Origin of the sequence: Butyrivibrio sp. FCS006 (genome assembly GCF_000424525.1) — a bacterium.
In the GTDB taxonomy this organism is placed as follows: Bacteria; Bacillota; Clostridia; order Lachnospirales; family Lachnospiraceae; genus Butyrivibrio.
On the sequence record NZ_KE384203.1, the window covers coordinates 342,813 to 367,440 of the forward strand.

The 24,628-nt window shown below is 45.2% G+C and carries 17 protein-coding genes; 1 reads left to right on the forward strand and 16 read right to left on the reverse strand.

The annotated features are described in order from the left end of the window. Window positions 1-292: 292 nt before the first annotated feature. From G633_RS0108715 to G633_RS0108735, 5 genes are read right to left on the reverse strand one after another with little or no spacing between them, the layout of a single operon-like run. Window positions 293-811: a DUF4364 family protein gene (locus G633_RS0108715; protein WP_026512577.1), complete on the reverse strand. Its 519-nt coding sequence runs from the start codon at window positions 809-811 to the stop codon at window positions 293-295. A gap of 13 nt (window positions 812-824) precedes the next feature. Next, window positions 825-1,979 (reverse strand): NAD(P)-dependent malic enzyme, encoded by a 1,155-nt coding sequence (locus G633_RS0108720; protein WP_026519683.1) that lies wholly within the window; start codon window positions 1,977-1,979, stop codon window positions 825-827. A gap of 26 nt (window positions 1,980-2,005) precedes the next feature. Continuing rightward, on the reverse strand, window positions 2,006-3,814 hold the full coding sequence (locus G633_RS0108725; protein WP_026519684.1) for a DUF5722 domain-containing protein: 1,809 nt from the start codon (window positions 3,812-3,814) through the stop codon (window positions 2,006-2,008). A gap of 30 nt (window positions 3,815-3,844) precedes the next feature. Beyond that, window positions 3,845-5,188 carry a replication-associated recombination protein A gene (locus G633_RS0108730; RefSeq protein ID WP_026519685.1) on the reverse strand — a complete coding sequence of 448 codons (1,344 nt, stop codon included), beginning with the start codon at window positions 5,186-5,188 and terminating at the stop codon, window positions 3,845-3,847. Between the two features lie 60 nt (window positions 5,189-5,248). Further along, the gene (locus G633_RS0108735) at window positions 5,249-6,115 is read right to left on the reverse strand and encodes a ComEC/Rec2 family competence protein (protein ID WP_026519686.1); all 867 of its coding nucleotides are present in this window, start codon (window positions 6,113-6,115) and stop codon (window positions 5,249-5,251) included. Between the two features lie 96 nt (window positions 6,116-6,211). On the opposite strand from G633_RS0108735, the gene G633_RS0108740 reads away from it, so the two are divergent. Next, window positions 6,212-6,631: a hypothetical protein gene (locus G633_RS0108740; RefSeq protein WP_026519687.1), complete on the forward strand. Its 420-nt coding sequence runs from the start codon at window positions 6,212-6,214 to the stop codon at window positions 6,629-6,631. On the opposite strand, the gene G633_RS0108745 is transcribed toward G633_RS0108740, so the two are convergent. From G633_RS0108745 to G633_RS0108790, 11 genes are all read right to left on the reverse strand, one after another. Then, the gene (locus G633_RS0108745; protein ID WP_051200072.1) at window positions 6,628-8,067 is read right to left on the reverse strand and encodes an MATE family efflux transporter; all 1,440 of its coding nucleotides are present in this window, start codon (window positions 8,065-8,067) and stop codon (window positions 6,628-6,630) included. The genes G633_RS0108740 and G633_RS0108745 overlap by 4 nt on opposite strands. Then, window positions 8,064-9,011, reverse strand: coding sequence for a DMT family transporter (locus G633_RS0108750; RefSeq protein WP_242838851.1), 948 nt, complete (start codon window positions 9,009-9,011; stop codon window positions 8,064-8,066). The genes G633_RS0108745 and G633_RS0108750 overlap by 4 nt, the downstream gene beginning before the upstream one ends. 16 nt (window positions 9,012-9,027) lie before the next feature. Continuing rightward, a complete protein-coding gene (locus G633_RS17905) occupies window positions 9,028-10,116 on the reverse strand; it encodes a YibE/F family protein (RefSeq protein WP_242838852.1) in 1,089 nt (362 codons plus the stop codon). 52 nt (window positions 10,117-10,168) lie between these two features. Beyond that, window positions 10,169-18,127, reverse strand: a complete 7,959-nt coding sequence (locus tag G633_RS19275; RefSeq protein ID WP_051200073.1) for a CehA/McbA family metallohydrolase — start codon at window positions 18,125-18,127, stop codon at window positions 10,169-10,171. Between the two features lie 229 nt (window positions 18,128-18,356). Continuing rightward, the gene (locus G633_RS0108765) at window positions 18,357-19,172 is read right to left on the reverse strand and encodes an alpha/beta hydrolase (protein ID WP_207638104.1); all 816 of its coding nucleotides are present in this window, start codon (window positions 19,170-19,172) and stop codon (window positions 18,357-18,359) included. 104 nt (window positions 19,173-19,276) lie between these two features. Beyond that, window positions 19,277-20,221 carry a TIGR01212 family radical SAM protein gene (locus tag G633_RS0108770; RefSeq protein WP_026519691.1) on the reverse strand — a complete coding sequence of 315 codons (945 nt, stop codon included), beginning with the start codon at window positions 20,219-20,221 and terminating at the stop codon, window positions 19,277-19,279. Then, a complete protein-coding gene (locus tag G633_RS0108775; protein WP_026519692.1) occupies window positions 20,211-21,245 on the reverse strand; it encodes a hypothetical protein in 1,035 nt (344 codons plus the stop codon). The genes G633_RS0108770 and G633_RS0108775 overlap by 11 nt, the downstream gene beginning before the upstream one ends. Before the next feature lie 101 nt (window positions 21,246-21,346). Beyond that, window positions 21,347-22,066 (reverse strand): HflX GTPase family protein, encoded by a 720-nt coding sequence (locus G633_RS20390; RefSeq protein WP_330363343.1) that lies wholly within the window; start codon window positions 22,064-22,066, stop codon window positions 21,347-21,349. Then, window positions 22,000-22,662 carry a GTPase HflX gene (gene hflX, locus G633_RS20395; RefSeq protein WP_330363344.1) on the reverse strand — a complete coding sequence of 221 codons (663 nt, stop codon included), beginning with the start codon at window positions 22,660-22,662 and terminating at the stop codon, window positions 22,000-22,002. The genes G633_RS20390 and hflX overlap by 67 nt, the downstream gene beginning before the upstream one ends. 41 nt (window positions 22,663-22,703) lie before the next feature. Beyond that, a complete protein-coding gene (locus tag G633_RS17920) occupies window positions 22,704-23,558 on the reverse strand; it encodes an SMP-30/gluconolactonase/LRE family protein (protein WP_051200075.1) in 855 nt (284 codons plus the stop codon). Window positions 23,559-23,578: 20 nt separating this feature from the next. Next, complete coding sequence (locus G633_RS0108790) at window positions 23,579-24,616, reverse strand: aldo/keto reductase (protein ID WP_026519693.1); 1,038 nt, start codon at window positions 24,614-24,616, stop codon at window positions 23,579-23,581. Window positions 24,617-24,628 lie beyond the last annotated feature (12 nt).

A 24,628-nucleotide genomic window follows, 5' to 3' on the forward strand; every position in this document is an offset into this window, starting at 1 on the left:
TATATTTCCCTACAACACATGACTGTGACGCAGGATAGAAACTCCCGGAATCACACTTTCCTTCATGACCCGCTTAGTGACAAAAAATGCCTTAGCAAATGAATGTCAATGGCACCGTGGAATACCGCAGCACGCTTTTTGCGAGGATATGCCGCGAAAGGCCATTGATATTCATTTGCTAAGGCATATAATTCCTAAGCCGCGAGTCATGAAGACAGGAAGTCAAGAGAACCGTCCCCCTGACTCTTGACTCATTGTATGCAATGAGTCAAAGTGAAACGTCCCCGGTGACTCATGACATAAGCTGTGAAAAGAGATATTGATAGATCTCTGTGTTCTTCTCCTGCCAGTTATCGATCATATGCTGGGCAATTTCTTCCGTGGGAACCGGAACTCTTATATCAATAAGATTCTGTCCGTTTTCCTTGGCAAGGAGCTGCACTGTGTATTCATTCTCTCCTACTTTCCTGTAATCGCCGAGGATTGAGGAATCGTTTCTGAGCTTCATGCTGTTTTCCTTAAGGTAATCATCAATCTGCTCTTTGATGGCAGGATTTATCCTGTTTCCGAAAAACTCCAGGGTCTGGGACCCTTCATCTGTTATCTCGAGGTAGGTCCTGTTGGCCATGGTCTTTTCGGTTATGAGGTTTGAAGAAGCCAGTTCACTGAATACTTCCTGCAAAGTAAGGAAGGTCGTATACTCTTTTTCCAGAATAAAATCGTAGATCTGGGACTTGCTAAGGGTGACATCGCACCTCTTTAGCATGTACAGAACTATCATCTTGTATAACGTCAAATACTGCGAACTCAATTTAAAACTCCAATCAATCTACTACATGTGCCTTTACTGCTGCGCTGACAACATCAGCTACTCTTGGATCAAAAGCTGCAGGAAGGATGTTCTCATCGCTAAGTTCATCATCAGGAACAAGTCCTGCGATGGCTGTTGCTGCTGCAAGCTTCATCTCCTCTGTGATCTGCCTTGCTCTTGCCTCAAGTGCTCCCTTGAAGATTCCCGGGAATACAAGAACGTTATTTACCTGGTTAGGGAAGTCACTTCTTCCTGTACCGATAACGCGAACTCCTGCCTCTTTTGCAAGGTCAGGCATGATCTCGGGAACCGGGTTTGCCATAGCGAACATGATGGCATCCTTGTTCATCTGCTGAGCCATCTCTTTGGTTACAATGCCCGGTGCTGAAACGCCAACAAAGATGTCAGCTCCTACAAGAGCATCTGCCAGAGATCCCTTGATCTGATCCGGATTTGTCACATCCATCATCTTCTTCTGCATCCAGTTAAGGTCCTCTGACTCCTTATGAAGGATTCCGGACTTATCGCACATGGTTACATTCTTAAAGCCATATCTGAGAAGGAGCTTAGTTATAGCAATACCAGCGCTTCCTGCGCCATTTACGATAACCTTGCAGTCTTCCTTTTTCTTGCCGACAACCTTAAGGCCGTTTATGATTCCTGCAAGCACAATGATGGCTGTACCGTGCTGGTCATCGTGAAATACCGGGATGTCCAGCATCTCTTTTAACCTCTCCTCGATTTCAAAGCATCTGGGAGCTGAAATATCCTCCAGATTGATTCCGCCAAAGCCGGGAGCAAGGTATTTAACTGCCTTGATGATTTCCTCTGTGTCCTGAGTGTCAAGGCAGATGGGAACAGCATTAACGCCGCCAAACTCTTTAAAAAGAACTGCTTTTCCTTCCATAACGGGCATTGCTGCGTATGGTCCGATATTGCCCAGGCCAAGAACAGCGCTTCCATCAGAAACAACTGCAATGGTATTGGACTTAATGGTGTATTTGTAAGCCAGCTCTTTATCCTCAGCTATCAGCTTACAAGGCTCAGCAACTCCCGGAGTATAGGCCAGGGCCAGATCCTCCTTGGAATTAACCTTGGACTTGGAAGTAGTCTCCAGTTTTCCCTGCCACTCTTCGTGAAGTTTAAGTGCTTTTTCTGCGTTTGTCATAATAATGCTCCCCTTTCAAAACTGTTCTAGAAGGTCGTGCCCACTATATCATAGGCAAAAGAAACGACCTCGTTTCGTTTATCTGTATCAATATATTTGAAGACATTCCAGATCTGCTTCTTGCCTCCGCCGGTGGTCTGAAGACCAAGGGCAAGGCCAAGGGCCGCGATCTCATCGCCGGCATCGGTCTGTCTTGAGAGCATAAGTGCGTCGATGTAGCCGTTCTTTTCCATCTTGGTGTAGGCGTAAGCGAATGCTGCTGCCTGAAGTGCCTGTCCCGAAGTAGATGAATAGCCGATCTCGCTTAAGATGATGCTCCTTACATTGCCTGATGAATCAAGCATCTCCGGCCTCTTCATATAATTGGTAAGAACTTCTATGTTGTCCATGGTTATACATGGTGTGGTGTCTGAATGGTTAACGTACTTGGATGAGTTCCAGAATGCCGTGTTCCCGTTAGGGAATGAGTACGGATGGGCAGCAAGGCCCCAGTCAATGTTTCCGTAATCAGACAATGATGCAGCGAATATATCAAGAACGTCCTTTGCGTCATAGTCTCCGGTCTTCTCGGTATTATAGGTCCAGCGTTGGTCGATAGGTATATAAACCTTAGCTGCGCTGTTCTGACTCTTAATTGCGTTGTAGAACACCCTGAAAGCCCTGGTAAAAGCAGCCGTATAGGTGCCAACGTCAGTATAACTCATGTAATTGTACTCTTTTCTGGCATTGACCTCGTTGGCAATGATCCACATGCTGACATTGCCGTGACCTGAGCCTGAGTACCTGTTAGCAAGGAAGCTTCCGATGGCAGCCAGAGCCTTAACTCCGCTCTCATTGGTTGCATTGAACATGTAGTAAGGCGCTGAGGATCCGCTCCTGGCGCTGGGATGAGTGATCTCAGGAAACGCTGAAGTGCTGGCATTATTGAGGATAATGGCTGCAACATCAATACCCATGCCATTGAGTCGCTTAAAGAGATTGTCGTAGTCGTTTATGATCTGTGCATTGAAGTGATAAGTCACTCCGCCATAAGAATAAGGAATTCCACCGGAAGTCACCAGGATATTCCTAAGCGGAATATTGTATGCTGCATATTCACATCCAAGATCAGCCAGCTCTCCGATCCTCAGTGGGTCGGGAAGAAGTCCCTTGATGGACTTGTGCTGCATTCCGCCATAGCTGTAGCCTGCACAGGCACCGGGATTGGTGATGTACTTGGCGTGGCTGATGGAGACGTAGCTGTCGTTCATCTTGACTGCAACCTGGAACTTGGAAAAGAGCCTTGAATTAGCCGCACCCTTGTTGAGGTCCACACTAAAAGAAGTGTCATCGCTCTTATATACCTTGGCAATGGGCTCACTTCCCTCTACAATTCCGTCATCATAGGTTGCTTCTTCAAACAAGTAGTAATACTTGTCGTCACTCTTTGGGATTCCCTCAGAAGTTACTGATATCTCAACTTTGCCGGAGCTTACAATGTTGCAGCTCTCAATCTTGGCAAACTCCGCAGTGTTTTCCGCGGTCATCTCAACTGTGGCAGGTCTTTGCAAAAGAGCTTCCGACACCGTATGTCCGCCTTTGACAATGGCATCGATTGTTGACTCATTAATAAACTCTTCGTTCTTTTCTTCCTCCATTACAAGGGAAGCCTCGAAAATCTCTTCCTGCCCGGCCTGCTCCTGCTCAGGGCTCTTTCCTCCACCGATAAAAAGCCATCCCATCATGGCTCCAACCAGTACAACAGCAAATACTGCAAGTACCCCTGAGAGGATAACGATTATTCTATTTCTTCGGGCCTTCTTGCCCGTTCTTCTTTTGCGCTTCTTGTTTTCCATTAATGCAAAAAATTCCTTGAGTTTTTTGTATTATTTATTGCTATCTTCGCCTTTATCCCTGTTCTTAAGTCTCTTCATGTGGTCTCTGATCTTCAGCTCATACCCGTTACCTGTAGGATTGTAGAACTCTTTTCCATTAAGCTCATAGGGCTTGTACTGCTGCTCCACATAGTGGTCGGGATAGTCGTGGGCATACTTATATCCGATGCCGTGGCCGAGCTTACCTGCAGACTTATAATGAGCATCCTGAAGATGCGGAGGGATAGGAAGATTTCCTGTTTCCCTGACGGTCTGCATAGCTTCGTCTATCGAAAGATATGCTGCATTGCTCTTGGGAGCCGTAGCAACATAAGTAACTGCCTGTGCAAGAGGGATCCGGCCTTCCGGCATTCCTACTCTCTCAACTGCAAGAGAAGCAGCAACTGCCACCTGAAGTGCCTGTGGGTCTGCATTTCCCACATCCTCAGAGGCGCATATCATAATACGCCTTGCTATAAACTTGGGGTCCTCGCCGGCATTGAGCATACGTGCAAGATAATACACCGCTGCATCCGGGTCCGATCCTCTCATACTCTTTATGAATGCGGAGATGGTGTCATAGTGGTTATCTCCGTCCTTGTCATATCTGGCGACCTTTTTCTGGATGCACTCTGAAGCCACTTCCCTGGTGATATGGATAAGACCGTCCTCACTTCTCTGAGTTGTGAGGATGCCCAGTTCTATGGCATTTAAGGCATGTCTTGCATCGCCGTCAGCTATATCTGCAAGAAACTCTGCAGCATCGGGCTCAAGCACAGCCTTGTAAGAGCCCATTCCACGCTCTGTATCTGTGACTGCCCTGTTAAGTAGCACCTTGATATCATCGCTGGTAAGCGGCTTAAGCTCAAATATGATTGACCTTGATATAAGAGCCCCGTTGACCTCAAAGTACGGATTCTCCGTGGTTGCGCCGATGAGCACAACGGTTCCGTCCTCAACAAAAGGAAGCAGATAATCCTGCTGAGACTTATTGAATCTATGGATCTCGTCTATGAAAAGAATCGTCTTCTTCCCATACATTCCCTGGTTATCCTTGGCTTTGTTAATGACATCTTCCATGTCCTTCTTGCCTGCAACCGTGGCGTTTATCTGAGTAAACTCCGCCTTGGTTGAGTTTGCGATAACCTTGGCCAGTGTGGTCTTGCCCGTTCCGGGAGGTCCGTAGAATATTATTGAACTGAGTTTGTCTGCTGAAATTGCACGATAAAGAAGCTTGTCCTTAGCAATGATGTGCTGCTGCCCAACCACCTCATCAAGGGTCCTTGGGCGCATCCTTGCGGCAAGCGGAGATTCTTTTTCCATATTGTTTTCGCGCATATACTGAAACAAGTCCATAACACTACAATTCTACTATTTTTGCTCCGATTTTGCCATACCCATTAAATGACTTTGGCACTATTGTGTTATGGAGATGTTGTCGGGTGACATGGTTATAGTAATATTGCCCTCGCGATTGAGGTAAGTTGTTACACCTGCAGCCTCAAGAATCTGCATAACTTCCGCATCCTCAGGTTCAATTGTTCCGGAGGTAATGATGGCATACTCCGGGGATACCTTTTCAACCAGAGCTGCCATGTTCTTCTCGTACCTGCCGTGGTGCGGAACCTTTAAGATCTCTGCCTGAATATCTTCCATCTCAAGAAGCTCGTTTATGCGGTCTTTTTCCGCATCTCCCGCAAAGAGCATGTTGTTATCGCCACAGCTTACCATTATCACAAGAGAAGAATTGTTGCTTGGATCCTTCTCATAGGCTGTGCTCTGAGGGGGATAGATATCGTAAGAGACTCCGTCCATTTCAAAAGAGATCTCGTCTGTAACCAAAGTTTCGGTAAGTCCCTTAGAACTGAGGGCAGCGAGATAATTATCGATCTGATCAGAGTCTTTTGACTTATAAGTAGTGTAGATAGTGCCTATATCAAAGGCATTTATCACATGATCCGCTCCGCCTACATGATCCTTGTCGAAGTGGGTGATTATGAGGTTATCAACCTTGGTGATACCCTGCTCTTTCATGAAGGAGACAAGTTCCTCTCCATTCTCATCAAGCCCCGTATCTATGACAGTTACGTGATTCTCTCCAACAATGACAAAGGCATCATAAGCTTCGTCAGTCTCTGCCGAAAATCCGGTTATGGTGACAGAAGGTCCGGTTGATACAGACGCAGTCTGATCCGTCTGAGTCTCTACGTTTTCTGTATTTCTGCCGCATCCTGCCAGCAGCATAAGAGCCATAAACAGGCCTATCATCTTTCTAATCCGCATGTTAATTCTCCTTTGACATCAATTGTTATGCGCATTATTATTGTATAGGCATTACCTAAAAAGAACTTTAAGCATTTATGAAAGGACACTAAAACAATGAAAGCAGCTAAGGCTTTTGGAATAACACTTTTTGTAGTTCTCCTGATCGGAGTGATCTTCCTCGTGGGCAGAAATTCAATCATGAAAGACGTTAAGGCCACACAGGAACAGGCCACTACCACCAAGACCAGCACAGCCAATCCCATAACCAAGGCGATCGTCAGCGAGGCACTTGATACCTACGCCGAGAACGCAACGGGCAAGACAAAAGAGATCTACGAATCAATGTCAGAAGAGGACAAGGATACAGTTACAGAGATCATAGCAAACAACGTTAGCATCGACTCCGTATCCGAGGTTCAGTCCTATGTAAACAGCGGAGATGCAAACGGGCTTATGGAATACGCCAAGGACAATCTCTCCGAAGAAGAGGTAAAAGAGCTTACGGAGATCATGTCAAAGTACGTAATGCCCTAATCTTCTTTTACAATGTTTCTCACCCAGATACCACTCTTTACCAGACAGAATCCAATAATGCACTTAATGATCTCCAGGCTGTTTACGATGATAAATATGTAAATTGCCGGGAGATTTGTATATCTGCTAAGAATAAAGGATGCCGGTACTGAAACAAGCCATGCAAAGCAGCTGTCAAAGATAAATGTGATCAGCGTCTTGCCACCTGACCTCAGCGTGAAGTAAGAAACGTTTGCATAGGAATGTATCGGCATACAGCATGCCAAAACCAGGATAAATCTGGTTGCCAGCGCTTTTGTCTCGGGCGTGGTATTATACACCTGAGGAATAAAAGGCGCAGCAAGCGCTAGGAGCGAACCCATAACAATAGTACTCATAAAACTAAGAGCCGCCATTCTCCAGGCACTTCTTCTGGCTGAAACCAGCCTGTCAGCACCAAGCTCCTGTCCAACTATGATTCCCGTAGAGTTTCCGATTGATAAAAAGACCTCGTTGAATATCTGAGATATTGTACTGCTGATGGTCATGGCGGATACAACCGCAAGGCCTCTTACCGAATAAGCCTGAAGGAGTCTGGCCTGAGCAAAAGACCACAAGAACTCATTCAAAAACAGTGGCAAAGTCCTGGACAGGATGGGCCATATAAGACTTATCGGAATCTTAAATCCGTTGTAGAGCCCCTTAAAGAAGGTATAAGACGTGCCCCTTCTGTGCGCGCCTATCACAACAATGGCAAATTCTACAAATCTTGAAATTACTGTTGCTACAGCCGCACCTCTTACTTCAAGTCTTGGAAATCCCAGATAACCAAAGATCAAAACAATATTGCACAGGAAGTTCACAACCATGGCTACCATACTGGCCACCATAGGCAGCGTTGTCTTTCCCGACTCTCTCATGGCGCTGGCGTAAACCTGTGTAAGAGAAAAAGGCACAAGGCCTATCAGCATTATGTGGAGATACGAAAGTGCGTACCCAAGAGTCTCAGCCCTGGCTGCATCCGTAGTGTCTTTTGCAATATAATCAAGGATCAGAGCCGGTCCGTTAAAGTACAGGATCGCAATGGCAACGGTAAATATGGTAATGGCAGTAAGGAGCTTGAACCTGATGGCATAGCGAACACCGTCCATATCTCCTTTGCCGAAAAACTGCGTGCTAAAGATACCCGCGCCGGCCAGTGACCCCCAAATGCACAGGTAAAAGACAAAAAGGAGCTGATTGACCACAGCTACGGACGGAATCTGCAGTGGTCCAAGGCGCCCTACCATTACGTTATCGAGCAGTCCCACGATGTTACTTAGGGTGTTCTGAACGATCATGGGAACCACGACCATTGCTACTCTTCTATAGAAGGCAGAATCGCCAAAAAAGCACTCCTTCAGTGTGAATTTATATCTAATTGCTTCTTCTCTGTTTCCGGTTTCAAATGTTGTCATGATTTCTTCTCAAACTTATAGTTGACCAGGAATATTCCCAGCGATACGAGTAACAGCGAGAGTATGCTTCCTGCCGAGAACGCTTCATTTCCCTCTCCCAGGAAAAGAGCTGACAGAAGAACTCCCATTATTGGATTGATAAAGCCAAGCACCGATACGCGGCTGACGGGATTGTACTTAAGAAGTATTCCCCAGAGTGTGTATGCGCCGGCTGAGATAAATCCCATGTATATCAGATTAAGATAACATCCTGCGCTGTAGAACACAAGGCTTCCGCCCATGATAAGTCCCACAAAGAACAGTACATGGCCACCTATAAAGAACTGATAACCGCTGAGGATTACAGGATTTTCATACTTGGAAAAGATCTTGATACAGCACCCGGAGATTGCATAAAACAGGGCTGCACACAGCATAGCACCTTCTCCGGCAAAGGTTATTCCGCCCTCTGTCAGGGATGATATTCCTCCAAAGAACAGGATTATCCCCGCAAATCCCACGGCGCAGCCTATCAGTTTCTTGGCTGCAGGGGCTTCTAAGCGAAGTATGAACATGGCAATGAGAGGCGCCAGGAAATTACCTGATGCGTTGATGATGGATCCTCTGACTCCCGATGTGTTGGCCAGGGACATGAAGAAAAAGTAGTACTGGCCGATGGTCTGGAACAGGGAGAGAATTATTATATACTTCCAGGATGTCTTTTTCGGAATAAGAGCTTCCCTGCTTATGAAGGATCCGAAGATTATGACCATGACCCCTGCCAGCACAAATCTTGCTCCCGAGAGCATGAGGCGCGAGGGCGTGTCAGACGCGTCTATCCTGAAGAGTTCGTATGCAATTTTAATAGCCGGTGAAGCACTTCCCCACAGAACACAGCAAAAAACTGCAGAGAGTACCACCACCGGCATATATGTCCATAAATTTGTTCTATTTGATGTTTTCAATAAGCTCCACCTATCCTTATTTCTTACGAGTGTATAGGAGGGCTGCGATGATCGAAACGCAGGGAACAGCACAAATGATTCCCACGCTTCCGGCAATTGCTCTGATGATCTCAATCGCCACAAAATCCGTATTAAGAAGCTGCCTCAGGCCAACTCCGTAGGAGTAAATAAGTACGCACATATTCAGCGCACTTCCCACGTATGCCAAAACCAGCGTATTTGCCATGGTTCCCATGGCATCCCGGCCGATATTCATGCCGGATTTGAACAGCTCTTTTGCATCCCTCTCAGGATTAATATTATGAACCTCCTCGAGAGCTGACGCAATAGACATCGCGATATCCATTACTGCGCCCATGGCCGCTATCAGTATTCCACTGGTGAAAAGACCTCTAAGCTTAATGGCAGTTGTGCTCTTAAGTAGGAGCAGTGCTTCTGCCTCGTCCATCTGGAAGGTGGAGATTCCGCCAATGTTCGCTGCCACCTGCGCAAGCAGTGCTGCGATAAGGACTCCCGAAAAGCACCCAAGAGCCGCTGCTATGGTCTTCCTGCTGATTCCTCCGATAAGGTAGAAACATACCACGCTGGTGAAAAAGATGATCGCACAGGTGAGCGGTATTGGCTCTACACCTTTAAGAGTAAGAGGAAGCAGAATACCAAAGATGCAAAGGACCGTGTAAACAAGACCTGCAAATGCCTTTATTCCCTGAAGTCCGCCAATTATAGCAAGACTCAGGAAAAAGATGACTACAAGGGCAATCACCAAAGGTACCCTGTTGTAGTTATAAATGCTGCAATTGTAAATGCCATCTCCTGTTGTATCTATGCGGACACATACGGTATCTCCGGCCTTTACATCAACATTATAAAGAGCACTGAAATAGTTGGTAACAAAGCAGATATCGCCTTTGTACCTACCGGTGAGTATCTCTACCTTTAGCTCAGTGCTCCCTCTTAGGACATCTTCGTTGTCCCGGTCGATCACTGAGTTGTCCTCAGTAACCGCCAGGACCTTGGCATTTTCATACTCAACTCCGGTATCCCTTGTTGTGGTATATTCCGGCTTGTCCTTGTTAGCAAGCACAAGCGCGAAAATAAGTACCAATGAAAAAGCTATGATCACGAAGATATTTTTAATTGTTCTTTTTTTATCCAAATTATTTAATAACATGTAACAGTAATAACAACCTTCTGAGTCCGATTGCAGCAAGTCCAAGTCCTGAAGCAACAACTACTGTTGCTGCTGCAGCCTTGGCTGCCTTTTTAGCCTTTGATTCAGGCTTATCTGTTGTAGGTGTTGCCTCCTCAACAATTGTAGCAGTTTTGTCGTCACCTGTCTCTACTATAGCCTGCTGGCTATCAGTGCTCTGCTCAGGTGTCTCTACTGCTGCCTGCTGATCATTATCTCCGGTAACACTTCCGACTACTTCACCTTCAGATGTGCCTGTTGTAGTCTCTGTAGTATTGTTCTTGTTACTTCTTCCGAAGATTCTGCCAACAAAGTTGTTGACTCTTTCTGCAACAGTATTAACTACTGATTCAACAGCCTGCTTAATAGCTCCAAGAACTCTCTGAACAGGTGTCTGGTTAGATGAATCTGAACCACTGTTTCCGCCGTTGTCTGAGGAACCAGATCCTGAACCGCTCTCTGAACCTGAGCTGCTTCCTGATCCTGATCCGCTTCCTGAACCTGACTCGCTTCCTGAACCTGACTCAGTTTCAGGAGCTGCTTTTACAAGCTCAATGTCATCGCAGTTGCGAACTCTGAATACAGGAACTGAAACATCTGAGTCTCCTTCAGGATGCATGTAGAGAACACCTGCTGCTGTAACTTCAGCGCCAACCTTAACGAAGTCGTTAAGTGCTGCCTTACCCTCATCTCCTGTTGTACCTGACTTGATATAACCATCGATGAAGATTGCTGCCTCTACTCCTGTATCATCTGCAAGCCAGAACTCTTCGATGTTGCCGTCTGCTCCGACTGCTACTCTTGTAACCTTACCGGTTGTCTTAAGGAGTGATCCACCAAGAGCTGCATAATCCATAGCTGTCTTGGTATCAACTACCTTAGGCTCCCATACATAAGGCTCGTCATCAAGGATCTTGGAAGAGATAACCTTGAGCTCCATATCTCCCTGGTACTGTGCAACAAAACCTGTGATACGTACCTTGGTACCAATCTCAAGACCTGCTGTTGCATAAGGGAAGATATCAATACCTGCTGTCTCATCCTGGATGTAGATTGTATCAAAGAAGGTTGTATCAGGGTTAGATGTTCCGCTGGTTACATAACCTTCAACTGCGAATACTTCGTTCATCTGACCTGCACGAGCCTGTGCAATTGTTGATGTAGGAAGCTCTACAGTAACACCATCAAGGATGTTGTTGATGATTGTGTAGTTCGTGTAAGGAAGAGAATCTGCATTATCAATCTCTGCCTTTACTTCAAAATCAGAAACAAATACTCCACCGGCTACGTAAATATCTCCGCCTGCCTTGGTGTGCTGGGTTGCGAGGAAAGTTACGTTGCCTTCGTTGTCGTTCTTGATACCCTTTACGCCGTTACCAGCATCTCCCGGATTAGAGTTACCTGAAGCATCTTTACAGTCAACGGAGAAGGTTGTGTCAAATCCCTTTACAATCCATTTAGCTGCATCTACAAAATCTGTCTCTGTAGCATTTGAAATATCTACTGAGCAGCCTGAGTACTGGCTGTACTTCTGGCCATCACGAAGGCCTGCGAACAATCCTGCTGCCTCGTCTACGTTGTAGGTAGTAGGATACATTCTGTATACCTGACCACCGTTGTTTGTATCATCACAAACCTCATCTGAGCCCATGCGGATTGTTGCTCCGATAGCTTCGAGAAGCTTGTTCTGCTCTGTAACAGTCTGGCCGTCTGTCGTGTCTGAATAATCCGCAAGACCACATACGATAACTGATCCGCCACCAGCTACGTAATCCTTAACCATTGTAAGGAAGTCATCTTCGTAGTGAGAAACGGTGTAGTCTCCTGCGCCTGCTGTTCCTGTCTTCTTGGCAGGTGCTGCAAGAACAAGAAGTGAGCATGCTTTCAGCATCTCAGGTGTGATCTTGCTTGTTACTACCTGAGCTCTGATGTTCTTCTGAGCACAGATCTTGATGAAGGATGACATGTTTCCGCCATAGTAGCCGGTCACATAGTCATTATAGTGTGTGCCGTCGATGAGAACATCTGTAACCATCTCAGGTACTACATAGCTTAAAGTAAGCTTATCTGTATATATCTTAGGAACACCGTTAAGTGTTGCATTTACTGTAACCTCATAGGTTACCTGTCCCGGAGTATCATATACAAAATCTGTCTTGTATGTTGCTGTACCATTAGGAGCAACGGCTGTTATGCCTGCTTCCTCTCCGGTAACATTTACAACGTCTGTCTTGTTGGCATCAACATCACTGAGCTGAATCTCAATGCTGTCGATCACAAGATCTTTTTCTTCGTTGTTGTAAAGCTCTACGTTAACATCAAGAGATTCTCCTGCTACTGCAAGAACCTTACTTGTGTATGTACGGTTAATACCACAAGCCTCAACATTACCGACCCATACAGGAGCTGTTACAGCGATATCACCGTCATTCTCTGTGATCTTCAGATAGTAGTATGAGTAAGCAGAAGGAACAGTAAATTTAACTGTTGCTTCACTTTCTGCTACTGTCTGCTGAGCGATGGACTGACCACCGTTTACGATAACTTCAACCTTACCGATAGAAGAATCTGTAGGATCAACGATATCTGCCTCAAGGTTAAGTTCATCTCCTACAGCATCCTTTTCAAGGATTGTTCCCATGATATTACCATCAAGTGTGTAATAGATGGAAAGATCGTTATCCTCTGTAGCATAGATACGATAATTTCTCATCGCATCATAGATAGCTGTCTCATCATTTGTATCAGCAAGCATTACAGTACGTGCTGTATTTGCATCTCCCCACTTACCCTTGTGGTTATCCTGGTTGTTTGTAGGAGCTACATGCCATCCCTTATCAAGAGCACGTGTGTAGTACTCGTATGATGGGAAGTAACCGGAAGATCCGATTGTTCCTTCACCGTTACCAACCTCGATCATTGTGATAAGAGCATCGTTCTCTTCTGTATAGTAAGAGAAATCCTGGAAATCACCAAAGGTTGTTCCGGGGTGGTTGAACTGGCTGATAGAATCAGGAACCGTTCTAAGAGCTGCATAGTAATTCTCAAGTGCTGTTGAGTATGTAGAGTACGCTGTCTGTGTACGGCTCTGGAATCCGGGAGTGTTGTAAGTGTTCATATGTCCAAGACCGTTACTCCAGGTCATCTCATAACCATAAGCAGCTGTAAAATCATCTGTTGTGTACTGCTTAACAAGGTTGTGAGCATATGTCCACTCATCGTTTTCAGAAGTATCAACATTCTCGGTAATCTTTGACTTTGACTCGTTATCAATTGAGTTACTGTGGTCAGTGATAACGATGTAATCAAGGTTATCTACGTTTGATGCATGCTTAAGTGCATCATCAAGTGTTCCGGCACCGTCTGAAATACTGGTATGTGCATGGATCTGTCCAAAGTAGATGTTGTACTTAGCATTAAGTTTCTTAGTAAACTTAAGATTTGTTACCGGGCTTTCCTTATAGCCTTCAAGTACAGCCTTTACCTGCATCTCGCAAGGAAGATTCTCGAGCTTGATGGATCCTGAGTACTCGATCCAGTCATCATGCTGCTCTTCCTCAACTACCTCTGTAGTAGTTTCTGTTGTTGCCTCTGTTGCTCCTGTTGTAGCCTCTGTTGTTTCTGTTGTTTCTGTAGTTGTCTTATCTGTTCCTGCTGCGTCATCGGTCTTATCTGATTTCTCAGCCTTTTCATCCTCTGCAACCTCTTCAGCAGTCTTGAATCTGTAAAGAATATGTGCGCCTTCTGTAGCAGTCTTGAATGAAACGAACTGGCCTTCAAATACTGCGCCGCCGTTTGGAGAAGCCTTAACTGTTGCTACCTGTGCCTGAGTATACTGATAATTTACTGTAATACTCTTTGTAAGGCCTTCCTTTGTTGCATAAGCTCTGATTGTTGCAGGAAGCTCATTAAGAACTACCTTAGTCTCGTCGTCATACTTAGCAAACTCTTCGCCGTTTACTGAGTAGTAAATCTCTGCTCCCTCAGTATCTGATGAAAGTGTAATCTCTTGTCCTACAGGAACCTCACCTGATGCAGGATCTGCCTTAACATAAGCTGTTACGGAAGAATCCACTACAGGGTTACCTGTTACCTCAACGCTGTCAACACGGATAACGCCGCCTTTTGCAGGAGCTTTGTCACCCTTGGCACTAAGTCCGCCTGTAGGTACAAGTCTGATCTGAAGGTTCTCAGCGTTTGCTGCTGCGTTAGGAATCTCAAAAGTAAATGTCACATAGTAAGTTGGTGCAAGTGATGTCTTAGCAATTCCGTCTGTGATATCACCTGATCCGCTTACTTCGAAAGGCTCAGAAATAGCCTTTCCATCTTCATCTACCTTATCTGTCGTCTTATATGCTGTGTACTTATATGAGTAAGTACCCTTCTTTAAATTACTGAAATTCTCTCCGTCAGTTGAGTACTGAAGCTGGAATGCTCCGGCTCCGGTATTGGATGCTCGCATTCTAAACGCCAGACTCATGTTGCCATAGCCGGCTGAAGGGAATGAAAACTCCATGTAGTCAGACTCGGCTACTACTCCGGTTGAACCCATGTAGTAGTTTGTTGAACCGGTTGTAGTACTCTTAGCTGATGTCCATGGCTTGGAAATGCTTCCGTTTACTACTGCTGTGAACTTAGCGTTAGTATCAAGCATATCGTTGGTAGCATAAAGGTCACCATTGATATACTTATCTGAATTATCAGTTTCATCATAATGAGCATTACCTGCCCACTGAGCTACTGTAAGAGATGTATCCTTGTCGTACTCAAAGCTTACGACCTTCTCGCCCTCTTTAAGAGCATAGAAGCTGAACTCAAAAGCTTTATCCTCTTTAAATCCATACAGTGAAAATCCGCTATAATACTCAAGAGCTTCAATATATGAACCACTCTTGGCAAACGCATTCTTTAAGTAATACTTTCCGGCTTCGCTGGCAGCCTCTTCAATCCAAAGGCTGTTATCTGTTTTTTCATCTGCAAGTATAAGATTTGCATATGTCTTCTTTTTGCCGTCTACTTCCTTCTCTTCAACTGTACCTGTAAGATACTTACCATCAGCAGTTGTGAAGTAATAGTATCCGTTATCATCAAGTGCAACAGTTAAAACAGCGGCATTTAAGCCTTTTGTCTCAAGTGTTCCATCTTCTGCAGGTTCAGCTGCCACCTCTTTTAACTTGCCATTTGTGGTTGCCTCAGAAGTCATGAGCTTCTTGCCTGCAGGATAGTAAACAACTACCTGATCGCCATCGTACAGTTCTCTTGTAAGAAGCTTAGCCACTGTGTTTTCCAGCTCTTCTGTCTGAGCCTTCTCAAGTTCAGGATATGTATATGCTGTAAATAAGTAATTATCCTTTGCTCCACCTGATGTATAGCCATAAACTGTAAACAGATCTTTAAAGAACTCTACATACTGAGGTTTTTCCTTATAAACAGCGTTTACATTCTTCAGCATGAATGAACCATTTTCTTCAGACTCAAAAGCCCAAAGACTGTATTCATTCTTCTCAGTCTCAAATGTAAGGCTGCTTCCGGTTGCTCCGGATGTAAGATATTTGGTTGTAACGCTCTCGCCATCTTTTGTTTCAGAAACGACGTAGTATTGTCCTTCAACTTCACCCTTAACAAGCTTAAGCGTAGCAATTGCTGCACTCTCGTCAGTGTATGTAAGGCGTCCTTCTTCATTAAGTTTAACGTCCTCACCCTCTAATTTCTGTCCATTAGCTGTTGTTGAAAGAGCTTTTTCATTATTGAAGGTAAGAACAAATTCTTCTCCGTCATAGAGCTTTGTAAGGTCAGTAAACTTTACTCCGCCCTTCTCCTCTACTACAGGCTCACCATCTGTGAATGCATAAGCTGTAAATGTGTAAATGTTCTTATTACTCTCGTTAAAGCCAAATGTTGAGAAGCCGTTATAGAATTCTACAAACTGAGCACTGTTATTATAAGCAGCCTTGACATTCTTGATATAGAGTGCTCCTTCTCCCTGATCCTCAATTGTCCAAAGGCTGTAATCATCTTTAGCATCAGCAAATGAAAGTCCTTTTCCTGTCGCCGGACATGTGAGATATTTTGCATTAGAAACAATGTAGAACTGATTCTCCACATCAGATTTCTCAAGCTTTAATGTAGCGTAATTATCTGCATAGACAAGACTCTCTTCCGCATTAAATGTCGCATCAACGGCTGCAAGAATTTTACCTGATGCTGTGGAAGAAAGAACTTTTTCATTATTGTATACAAGAGAGAACTCTGCTCCGCCAAAAAGCTTGTTAACATCAGTAACTTTAACTCCAAGCTTCTCCTCTTCTACAGGAGTCTCGATTTCTTCAAATTCAGGCATAGTATATGCGCTGAATGTGTATGGTGCCTTATCAGCGCCATCCTTCAAGCTATAAACAGTGAAAAGATCTTTGTAGTACTCGACATACTCAGGAGATGTTTTTCCATCCTTAACGAATTCGCCATTTACGCTCTTTATCTGGAATGTGCCATCTTCAGATACTTCAAAGAACCAGAGACTAAAATCGTTTGGCTGGTCTTCGAATGTGAAAGAATTACCTTCCTTTAAAGTTGTGAGGTACCTGGTTTTTGTTGTATCACCATCTGCAATATCTGTTGTGATGTAGTACTGATCACCCTCATCAGCCTTAACTGCCTTGAGCGCTGCAGGAGCAGCATCTTTGTTTGTGTATACAAGCTGCCCATCATTATTAAACTTAACTTCTACTCCTTCAAGCTTGGTGTTGCCATTCTTGTCTGCAGCAGAAGCTGTTGATGAGAGTGCCTTGATGCTGTCAGTTGTATCGCCAAAAACAAGAGCAAACTCTTTATCATAATCAGTAATGTTTTCAATCTTAGTTCCGGCCTTTATTTCTTCAGAAGTTGTTGATCCGAGAACATAGAAAACTGCTGACTGTAAAGCTGATCCGCTTCCCTTTGCATATGCTTTGAAAACTGAGTGATCATTCTTCTTGAGTCCCAGGCAATAAGGTTTATTAGTATTGGTCTTTGATGTACTGTTTGCGATCACATTGCCATCAAGCACCCACTTTGCGGTGGCTTCGCTCTTCTCTGTCCACAAAAGAGTGTTAGTATCTGCTTCAGCAGCCAGATATTCACCGCCATTCTCAAACCAAAGGTCATTTGTGTCTTCTGTTTTGCTAACGGTAAGCACTAAATCATTTTCACCAATGGTAACTTCATTATTATCATTTGGTGCAATCTGGATGGCATTGAATGATCTGTCCATTGTATAGCCTTCAATGGCAATGATAACCTGATCACCATCCTTGAGCTCTGTAGAAAGAGTTGCTGTTTTACCGGCAAAAGAAGAAGCTTTCATAAGGCTCACTGCAGCCTTGCTCTCAATAGCCGTCTCTTCATCTGCCTGAGCAGCCTTGAACTCAAACTTAGCCTTCTCTCCATCGTAGGACACTCCGTCCTCAGACTTGTAGCTGGCACGGGCAATGATCACAGTGTCATTTGAAGTATCAAGCTTGATCTTGTCCGTGTATTCCTTAAAGCCATTAGAACCGTCTTCGTTAAATGTGTAAAGGATGGTTGCCCCATCTACACCACAAGACAAAGTTACATAGCCGTCTTCTTCAGACGCAGTAACTGTGAGGTCAACACTCTTCTGCGCATCTGTTTCTTCGACAGTCTCAATAACAGTCTCAGTGTCTGCCTCCTCCTTAATTTCCTCTGTCTCCTCAGCTACTTTCTCAGTAACTGTCTCTTCCTTTGAAGCGCCGACTGTAGCTGCCTTTACATCGCCGTCAACTTCTGCGGCGCTATCGACAACTGTCACAGTCTCTTCAATAGCTGTGGGCTCGCTGGCCTCTGCAACTAAAAAAGCATTTCCGAATGTAGAGAACACAATCAGAAATGCTGATGCAAAGGACAAAAATCCCCTGGTCGCGCGTTTCATAACATATCTCTCCCTTCAACAAAATTTCATTTTTTATCTGGTCCCCACCAAATAAAGTTGCGAGTAGAGCAATCGTACCAATATAGCACGTGTTATGTCAACCAAAAACCGTTAACAAAAAATCTCTGTTAACCCCAGTATTTATGCAGGTTTCACGAGAACTCGTTTATCAAACCCACTAACCACGCGACAAAATTTTTTTATAAATTTTTTACATTTTTTTCATAATTTACCGCAATACTTTTTCAAGAAAATTCCCTATATGCTCCCTGTAGGCATCAGGCCCCACGATTATTGATTCCGCATGTCCTGCCCCGGGAATCATGTAAATTTCTGCATATCCGGCAGTTGCCTTCTTCATATCTTCAGAGTTCTTCGGAAGAATAAAATCATCTTCTGCACCATGGATAAAGATAATTGGCAAAGTATTGTCCGGCAGAGAATCGATGGGTCTCATGTCTTTAAGTGACAGGTGAAATCTCATGCGAGCGCCGAGGTCTGCTACATTGAAAAGCCATTCCGGTAACTTTCTGCTCTTGTAGGCACCTCTAAGGACGTTCTCAATATCAGAAAATCCGCAATCTGCCACAACAAAATCAATTTCAGGTTTATATTTCAGCGCTGTTATGGAAGTTGCAGCTCCCAAAGACTCACCATGAATACCAAGAACAGCGATATTATCGTAGCGTTTTCTGGTATCCTCAATTACCTTACACAGGTCTTTTGCCTCATAAATACCGTATGTAGTGCAGGTAGGAGCATTCTTACCGTGACCACGAAGGTCGTAGAGGACGCAGTTAAAGCCATAATCCAGGTACATCTTAACGTACTTGATATCCCCGTTCCGGTTATCCGTATAGCCATGGGAAATGATCATGTATTTATCAGAAGGTGAAGGGTTCTTTAAAAAAAGCGCATGAAGAACGTAGCCATCATGCCCCTCAATAGTATATTCTGTCTTCTCCAAGGGATCGTAAAATGATGTGTCGTAGTGATCCTTCTGCCAGTCAAAGGCTTCCTCCAGAGTCTGCCTCTGCCCTGTCATCACGTAGCCTGCCATCCACCAACACAAGCCAAGAAACAGTATGATCAAGACTATAACAATACAAACCAAAATCATTTGCTTTGTAACCCCCTACCCCTCATTTTTTATGTCAAAAGACCTTTCGTCTTGGCCGTAAGCATGTTCAGAACCCGCTTTTTATCCAGGCTCCACAGTGGCTCTACAAGAAGCTTTCTCGGTCCGTCACCGGTCATCCTGTGCACCACAGTCTCTTTCGGTAAAAGAGCTATTGCCTTAGCCACAACATCAGTATACTCCTCCATGGACATAATGTGAAATTCTCCATCTCCACTTTCTATGCTATTCATGTATTCCCCATACATGTCAGCCCCTTTGAGGATCTGGAGATTCTGTATCTTGATGCCGTCAAGCGCCGGCTCAAGGCCCGCCAGGAAGCGAATCGTATCCAGCATATCTTCTTTGCTCTCACCGGGAAGTCCGAATATCACGTGAACGACAACCGTTATTCCCGCCTCTTTCAGACGCCTGTAAGCATCCTCAAACACAGAAAGCTCATAACCCCTGCGCATTCTTGTTGCCGTTTTCTCATGAATAGTCTGAAGCCCTAGCTCTATCCATACAGGTTTTATAGCCGAAAGCTCTTTTAACATATCCATAACTTCAGGTCCCAGACAATCCGGCCTTGTTCCGAGGGAAAGCGCCACTATATCCTCGCGGCTGATGGCCCTTTTGTAGAGCTCTTTTAGCCGGTTCACATCACCGTAGGTGTTGGTGTATGACTGGAAGTATGCGATAAAGTGCCGGGCATCTGTCTTACCTCGAATCAGCTCCTTGGCCCTCTCTATCTGCGCATCAATATCAAAAAACTCCGGTGATGAGCTATGGTCCTGATCTCTGATGAAACCGGGACCCTGTGCAAATTCACCGGAGCCACCCTCCGAGCAGAAACTGCAGCCCCCATATCCTATCCGGCCGTCCCTGTTTGGGCAGCTGCAGCCTGAGGATAATGAGAGTCTGTAGATCTTCTCACCATATGTATTTTTCAGATAAGTTGATAGTTTAACCGGCATTGTTGTTTGCGTAATTGCTGTTAGCCTGCTGAAATCTAAGTGCATTGAAATAATTGCTGTTCTCTGCTGTATATCCGAAGCGTACCTGTGGATTGTAGTACTGGATAGCATTGAAGATCGTCATTTCAGCCTGTTTCTTCTTAGGTGTGAAAAGACTCATCTCAGCAATGCCAAGCGTTCTGAAATCGCTGGTAAATACCTGGATATTTGAATAGATCGGAATGAAATTGTATCTCTGTGTAAACTTGTATGTCCAGAAAATATTTGCGTAAGGAATAACAGCGCAACGGCTTCCAAGGCTTACGATAAATCTTGGTGTAAGATATGTATGCGCCTGCTTGACATAAACGGTCTGAGGGCTGTCAAGCTCAGCTGTAATGAGCTGCCCATCCATCTCTGACATACGTCCGAATGCACTGCTGAATCTTGAAAGCTCGATGATACCTGCAATCAAGGTGATAAGTCCGAACACTATAAGCATCAGTGTTGCAAAGAGAAGGAGTCCCTCAGCATGTGTGATATCGTGCACGGAAAGCGCCACATCCTGGAAGTACCAGTCGAAGTCTTCTCTGTTTATGATCTCTTCAGGATCATCTTCGTCTTCGTTATATACCTCGATTGCCAGATCGATAACTTCCTCATCAAGCTTGGAAATGGTACCTATGCACTCATAGCTGCCGTTTTCTTTGACCTGCTGTGTTATCTCGTTATACTCGCTCTCGCTGCACTCGATGATATAAAGATCATAACCATCAGCTACATAGTAGAACTGGCGCGCCTCTCCGTAGCTTCCGATGCCATAGGGCTCCTCTGTTATATCTATATAAACATAGATATCTTCATCGAGCAGCTCATCGTTGTAAGCCTGGGCAAAAGCGACCTTATCAAATCTCCTGTCTACCCTGATGTTCTCCCTCACAAAGAAGCATGCAACTGCTGCAAGCAGCATTACTACTCCTACGATAAGGCATGCGACTTTCCCCCTGCGTGCCTTTCTTACCTTTGGATGATTCTTAAAATTCATTTTTAACTCCCACTTCCTAACAAAACAATTGTAATTTCAAACGTCATAAATCTACCATATAACGTCTTGGATTACAATGTCGAAATAGGGAGTTTCCCAAATCACGTCAAGTATTTCTCGTATTTCGAGATGTCTTTTGCGGTTAAAAGAGCTTTCACAAGAACGCCGTCTTCCTGATATTCGGAGGACTTTACAACGCCGCGGCTGTTAAGCTCTCCAAGGATAGCACCTTCTTTATATGGAAGAAGCATCTCTACTTCTGTCTCGCCCTCGGCAAACTTTTTGTCGATAACCTCGATCAGCGCATCGAGACTGTCCTTGTCCTTGGCCGAGATATAGACTCTGTCAGCACCTGTGCGCGGAAACTCAATCGGAAGGCTTCCGCTTTCTATCTGCTCATCCTGAAGGATGTCTGATTTGTTAAAGACATAGATAACCGGGATTTCTCCTGCTCCTATCTCCTGAAGAGTCTGCTGGGTGACCTCCATGTGATGCCTGTACTCAGGATCTGAGAAATCTATGACTTCCAAAAGAAGGTCTGCAAACTTGGCTTCCTCGATGGTTGAACGAAATGCCTTGACCAGGTCATGGGGAAGCTCGCTGATAAATCCTACCGTATCCGTTAAAAGAAATGGTCTGTGGTCCTTCGGCTCAATCTTTCTTACGGATGTATCCAGGGTTGCAAAGAGCATATCTTTCTCAAAAACCTGCTTATCTTCTGTTCCGGAAACGCCGTAGAGGTCAATGAGTCCGTTCAGTATTGTTGATTTGCCCGCGTTGGTGTAACCGACAAGTGCAACCTCGGGAAGTCCCGAGCGCATTCTTCTGCCCTTTGGGTGTCTCGCTCTTTTTTGATTCCTTCAAGATCGCGCCTCAGCTCTGCCATGCGGTGTTCAATGCGTCTTCTGTCCAGCTCAAGCTGTTTCTCACCGGAACCCTTGTTGGACAGTCTTCCGCTTCCGCCTCCCTGACGGGAAAGAGATGTTCTCATGTGTGCAAGTCTCGGAAGCATGTACTGGAGCTGTGCAAACTCAACCTGAAGACAGGCTTCACGGGTTTTGGCTCTTCTGGCAAAAATCTGAAGTATAAGTCCCGTCCTGTCGATAACCTCTGTGTCCAGCGCCTTTTCAAGGTTTCTTGCCTGCATCGGAGAAAGAACTCCTCCGACAACCACAAGGTCGATGTCGAACATATCAAGAGAAGCTGCAATCTCTTCTACTTTACCGCTTCCTATGTAGGTGCTGCGATCGGGAGATGGCAGGGACTGAGTAACCGTCAGGGCTGTCTCAATGTCGATTGCTTTCACAAGCTCTTTTAACTCATCCATGGACCTGTCAAAGTCGGATGAACTTATTCCTGTATTAAGTCCCACCAGAACTGCTCTGGTGGGACGTGTCTGTGTAATGTTTTCTATCATGTGTATACTCGTATTTCTAATATTTATTGCTGCGTCTTTTGTCAGATCATGGCGTAATCAGGAGCAAGGCCCTTCTCATCTACCTTGCAGGTAAACAGGCACCCGTCGTAGTCTCCGGAGAGCTCGTTTCCGCTGGTTGTGATAAAGAGTTCATCTAAGTTATCTCCAAAGAAGCAGCAGGAAGATACGTGCTCTGCAGGAACTTCTACAAGTGCAAGAAGTTCGCCGGTCTTTGAGCTTCTCTTTTCTATGCGTCTTCCTCCCCAGACTGCGATCCAGAGGTTATCCTCACTGTCGATGCACATTCCGTCGGGCACTCCGTCGTCAATGTGGATCAACTCCGTGCGATTTGCGATATTTCCTGTCTCTAAGTCATAGTCATATACGAAGACTGCATGGTATTCGGAATCAGCAAAGTAAAATTTGGTCCTGTCGGCGCTCCATGCCATTCCGTTGGCAATGATGGTATCAGGCTGCATAAGAGCAACTCGTCCGTGTTCATTTCTGTAAAGATCGCCTGAGGGCTCTATCCCCTCGCCCTCTGCCATTGAGCCAAACCAGAGCCTTCCTGCCGGATCTGCCTTGGCGTCGTTGGAGCGATGGTAAGTTTCATAGATGTCTTTTAAACTGCGGTTTAGAGAAATCTCTTTTCCGTCATAAACATAGAGTCCATCGGCAGCTGCAACCAGATAGGAGCCGGCCTTCTCCGAAGGAACTGCTGCTCCGATCTTCTGGCCAAAGTCTGCCTGCTTCATAAGGCCACCGGTTTCTATAATGTAGAGCTTGCCTGCGATAATGTCTACAAAGGAGCGGCACTTTGTTCTTGGATCGTAGAACGGTGACTCGCCCAAAAGATATTTTCCAAGTCCGAAAGGTTCTGCTTTGTATGTCTTCATAGGTTGGGCCTCCTGTGTGATTAGTTTACGCGGCGATTGCCTGCCAGAACTTCACGGTAGTCCTCAAGGTTCTTTCTAAGAAGAGTCGGTATCTCAAGCTCGTACGGGCACTTGGAAAGACATGCTCCGCAGCCAATGCACTCCTCAATCTTATTCATCTCTGCCTGCCAGTGATCAGAAAGCCAGCTCTCACTGGGTGCACGGCGAAGCATCAGCGACATACGGTTACACTGATTTATCTGAATGCCCACGGTACATGGCATGCAGTAGCCACAGCCTCTGCAGAAGTCTCCCATAAGGTCTTTTCTCTCTGATTCGATGAAGGCCTTCAGCTCATCATCAAGCTCAGGAGTGTTGTCCATATATGAGAGCCACTCATCAAGCTCTTTTTCCTTCTGGATACCCCAGATTGGAACTGCTCCGTCAAACTGACTGATGTAGGCCATTGCTGCCTTGGAATTAGTGATAAGTCCGCCTGCGAGACCCTTCATGCAGATGAAGCCAACGTTATTATCGTTGCACATCTTAATGAGGTCGGCCTCCTGGTCAGTTGCCAGGTAACTGAAAGGATATTGGACAGTCTCATAGAGTCCGGATTCTATCAGCTCTTTTGCAATGCCGATCTTATGGGCTGTTCCACCGATGTGACGGATCTTACCCTGCTCCTTGGCCCTTAACATGCACTCATACATGCCTGTGCCATCGCCTGGCTTCCAGCACTGTCCCATGAGATGGAACTGGTAGATGTCGATGTAATCGGTCTTTAGGTTGTTTAATGAAATGTCCAGCTGCTGCCAGAATTCTTCAGGTGTCTTGGCTGTGGTCTTGGTGGCGATCACAATCTCGTCTCTCTTTACATATCCGTCGCCAAATGCTGCGCCAACCTTCTCCTCGCTGTCGGTGTAGGCTCTTGCTGTGTCAAAGAATCTCATTCCGCCATTATAGGCCTTTCTGAGGATCCTGACTGCATCCTCCAGAGGAATTCTCTGGATAGGAAGTGCTCCAAAGCCGTTCTGTGGTACTGTTATGCCTGTACGTCCCAGTGTTATGTTCTTCATAAGAAATCTCCT

Bases quoted from the DNA above. Each gene is read 5' to 3' on its own strand.
- G633_RS0108720 (WP_026519683.1), bottom strand. From the start codon at position 1,979: ATGACAAACGCAGAAAAAGCACTTAAACTTCACGAAGAGTGGCAGGGA.
- G633_RS0108725 (WP_026519684.1), bottom strand. From the start codon at position 3,814: ATGGAAAACAAGAAGCGCAAAAGAAGAACGGGCAAGAAGGCCCGAAGA.
- G633_RS0108730 (WP_026519685.1), bottom strand. From the start codon at position 5,188: ATGGACTTGTTTCAGTATATGCGCGAAAACAATATGGAAAAAGAATCT.
- G633_RS0108735 (WP_026519686.1), bottom strand. From the start codon at position 6,115: ATGCGGATTAGAAAGATGATAGGCCTGTTTATGGCTCTTATGCTGCTG.
- G633_RS0108740 (WP_026519687.1), top strand. From the start codon at position 6,212: ATGAAAGCAGCTAAGGCTTTTGGAATAACACTTTTTGTAGTTCTCCTG.
- G633_RS0108745 (WP_051200072.1), bottom strand. From the start codon at position 8,067: ATGACAACATTTGAAACCGGAAACAGAGAAGAAGCAATTAGATATAAA.
- G633_RS19275 (WP_051200073.1), bottom strand. From the start codon at position 18,127: ATGAAACGCGCGACCAGGGGATTTTTGTCCTTTGCATCAGCATTTCTG.
- G633_RS0108765 (WP_207638104.1), bottom strand. From the start codon at position 19,172: ATGACAGGGCAGAGGCAGACTCTGGAGGAAGCCTTTGACTGGCAGAAG.
- G633_RS0108770 (WP_026519691.1), bottom strand. From the start codon at position 20,221: ATGCCGGTTAAACTATCAACTTATCTGAAAAATACATATGGTGAGAAG.
- G633_RS0108775 (WP_026519692.1), bottom strand. From the start codon at position 21,245: ATGAATTTTAAGAATCATCCAAAGGTAAGAAAGGCACGCAGGGGGAAA.
- G633_RS20390 (WP_330363343.1), bottom strand. From the start codon at position 22,066: ATGCGCTCGGGACTTCCCGAGGTTGCACTTGTCGGTTACACCAACGCG.
- hflX (WP_330363344.1), bottom strand. From the start codon at position 22,662: ATGATAGAAAACATTACACAGACACGTCCCACCAGAGCAGTTCTGGTG.
- G633_RS17920 (WP_051200075.1), bottom strand. From the start codon at position 23,558: ATGAAGACATACAAAGCAGAACCTTTCGGACTTGGAAAATATCTTTTG.
- G633_RS0108790 (WP_026519693.1), bottom strand. From the start codon at position 24,616: ATGAAGAACATAACACTGGGACGTACAGGCATAACAGTACCACAGAAC.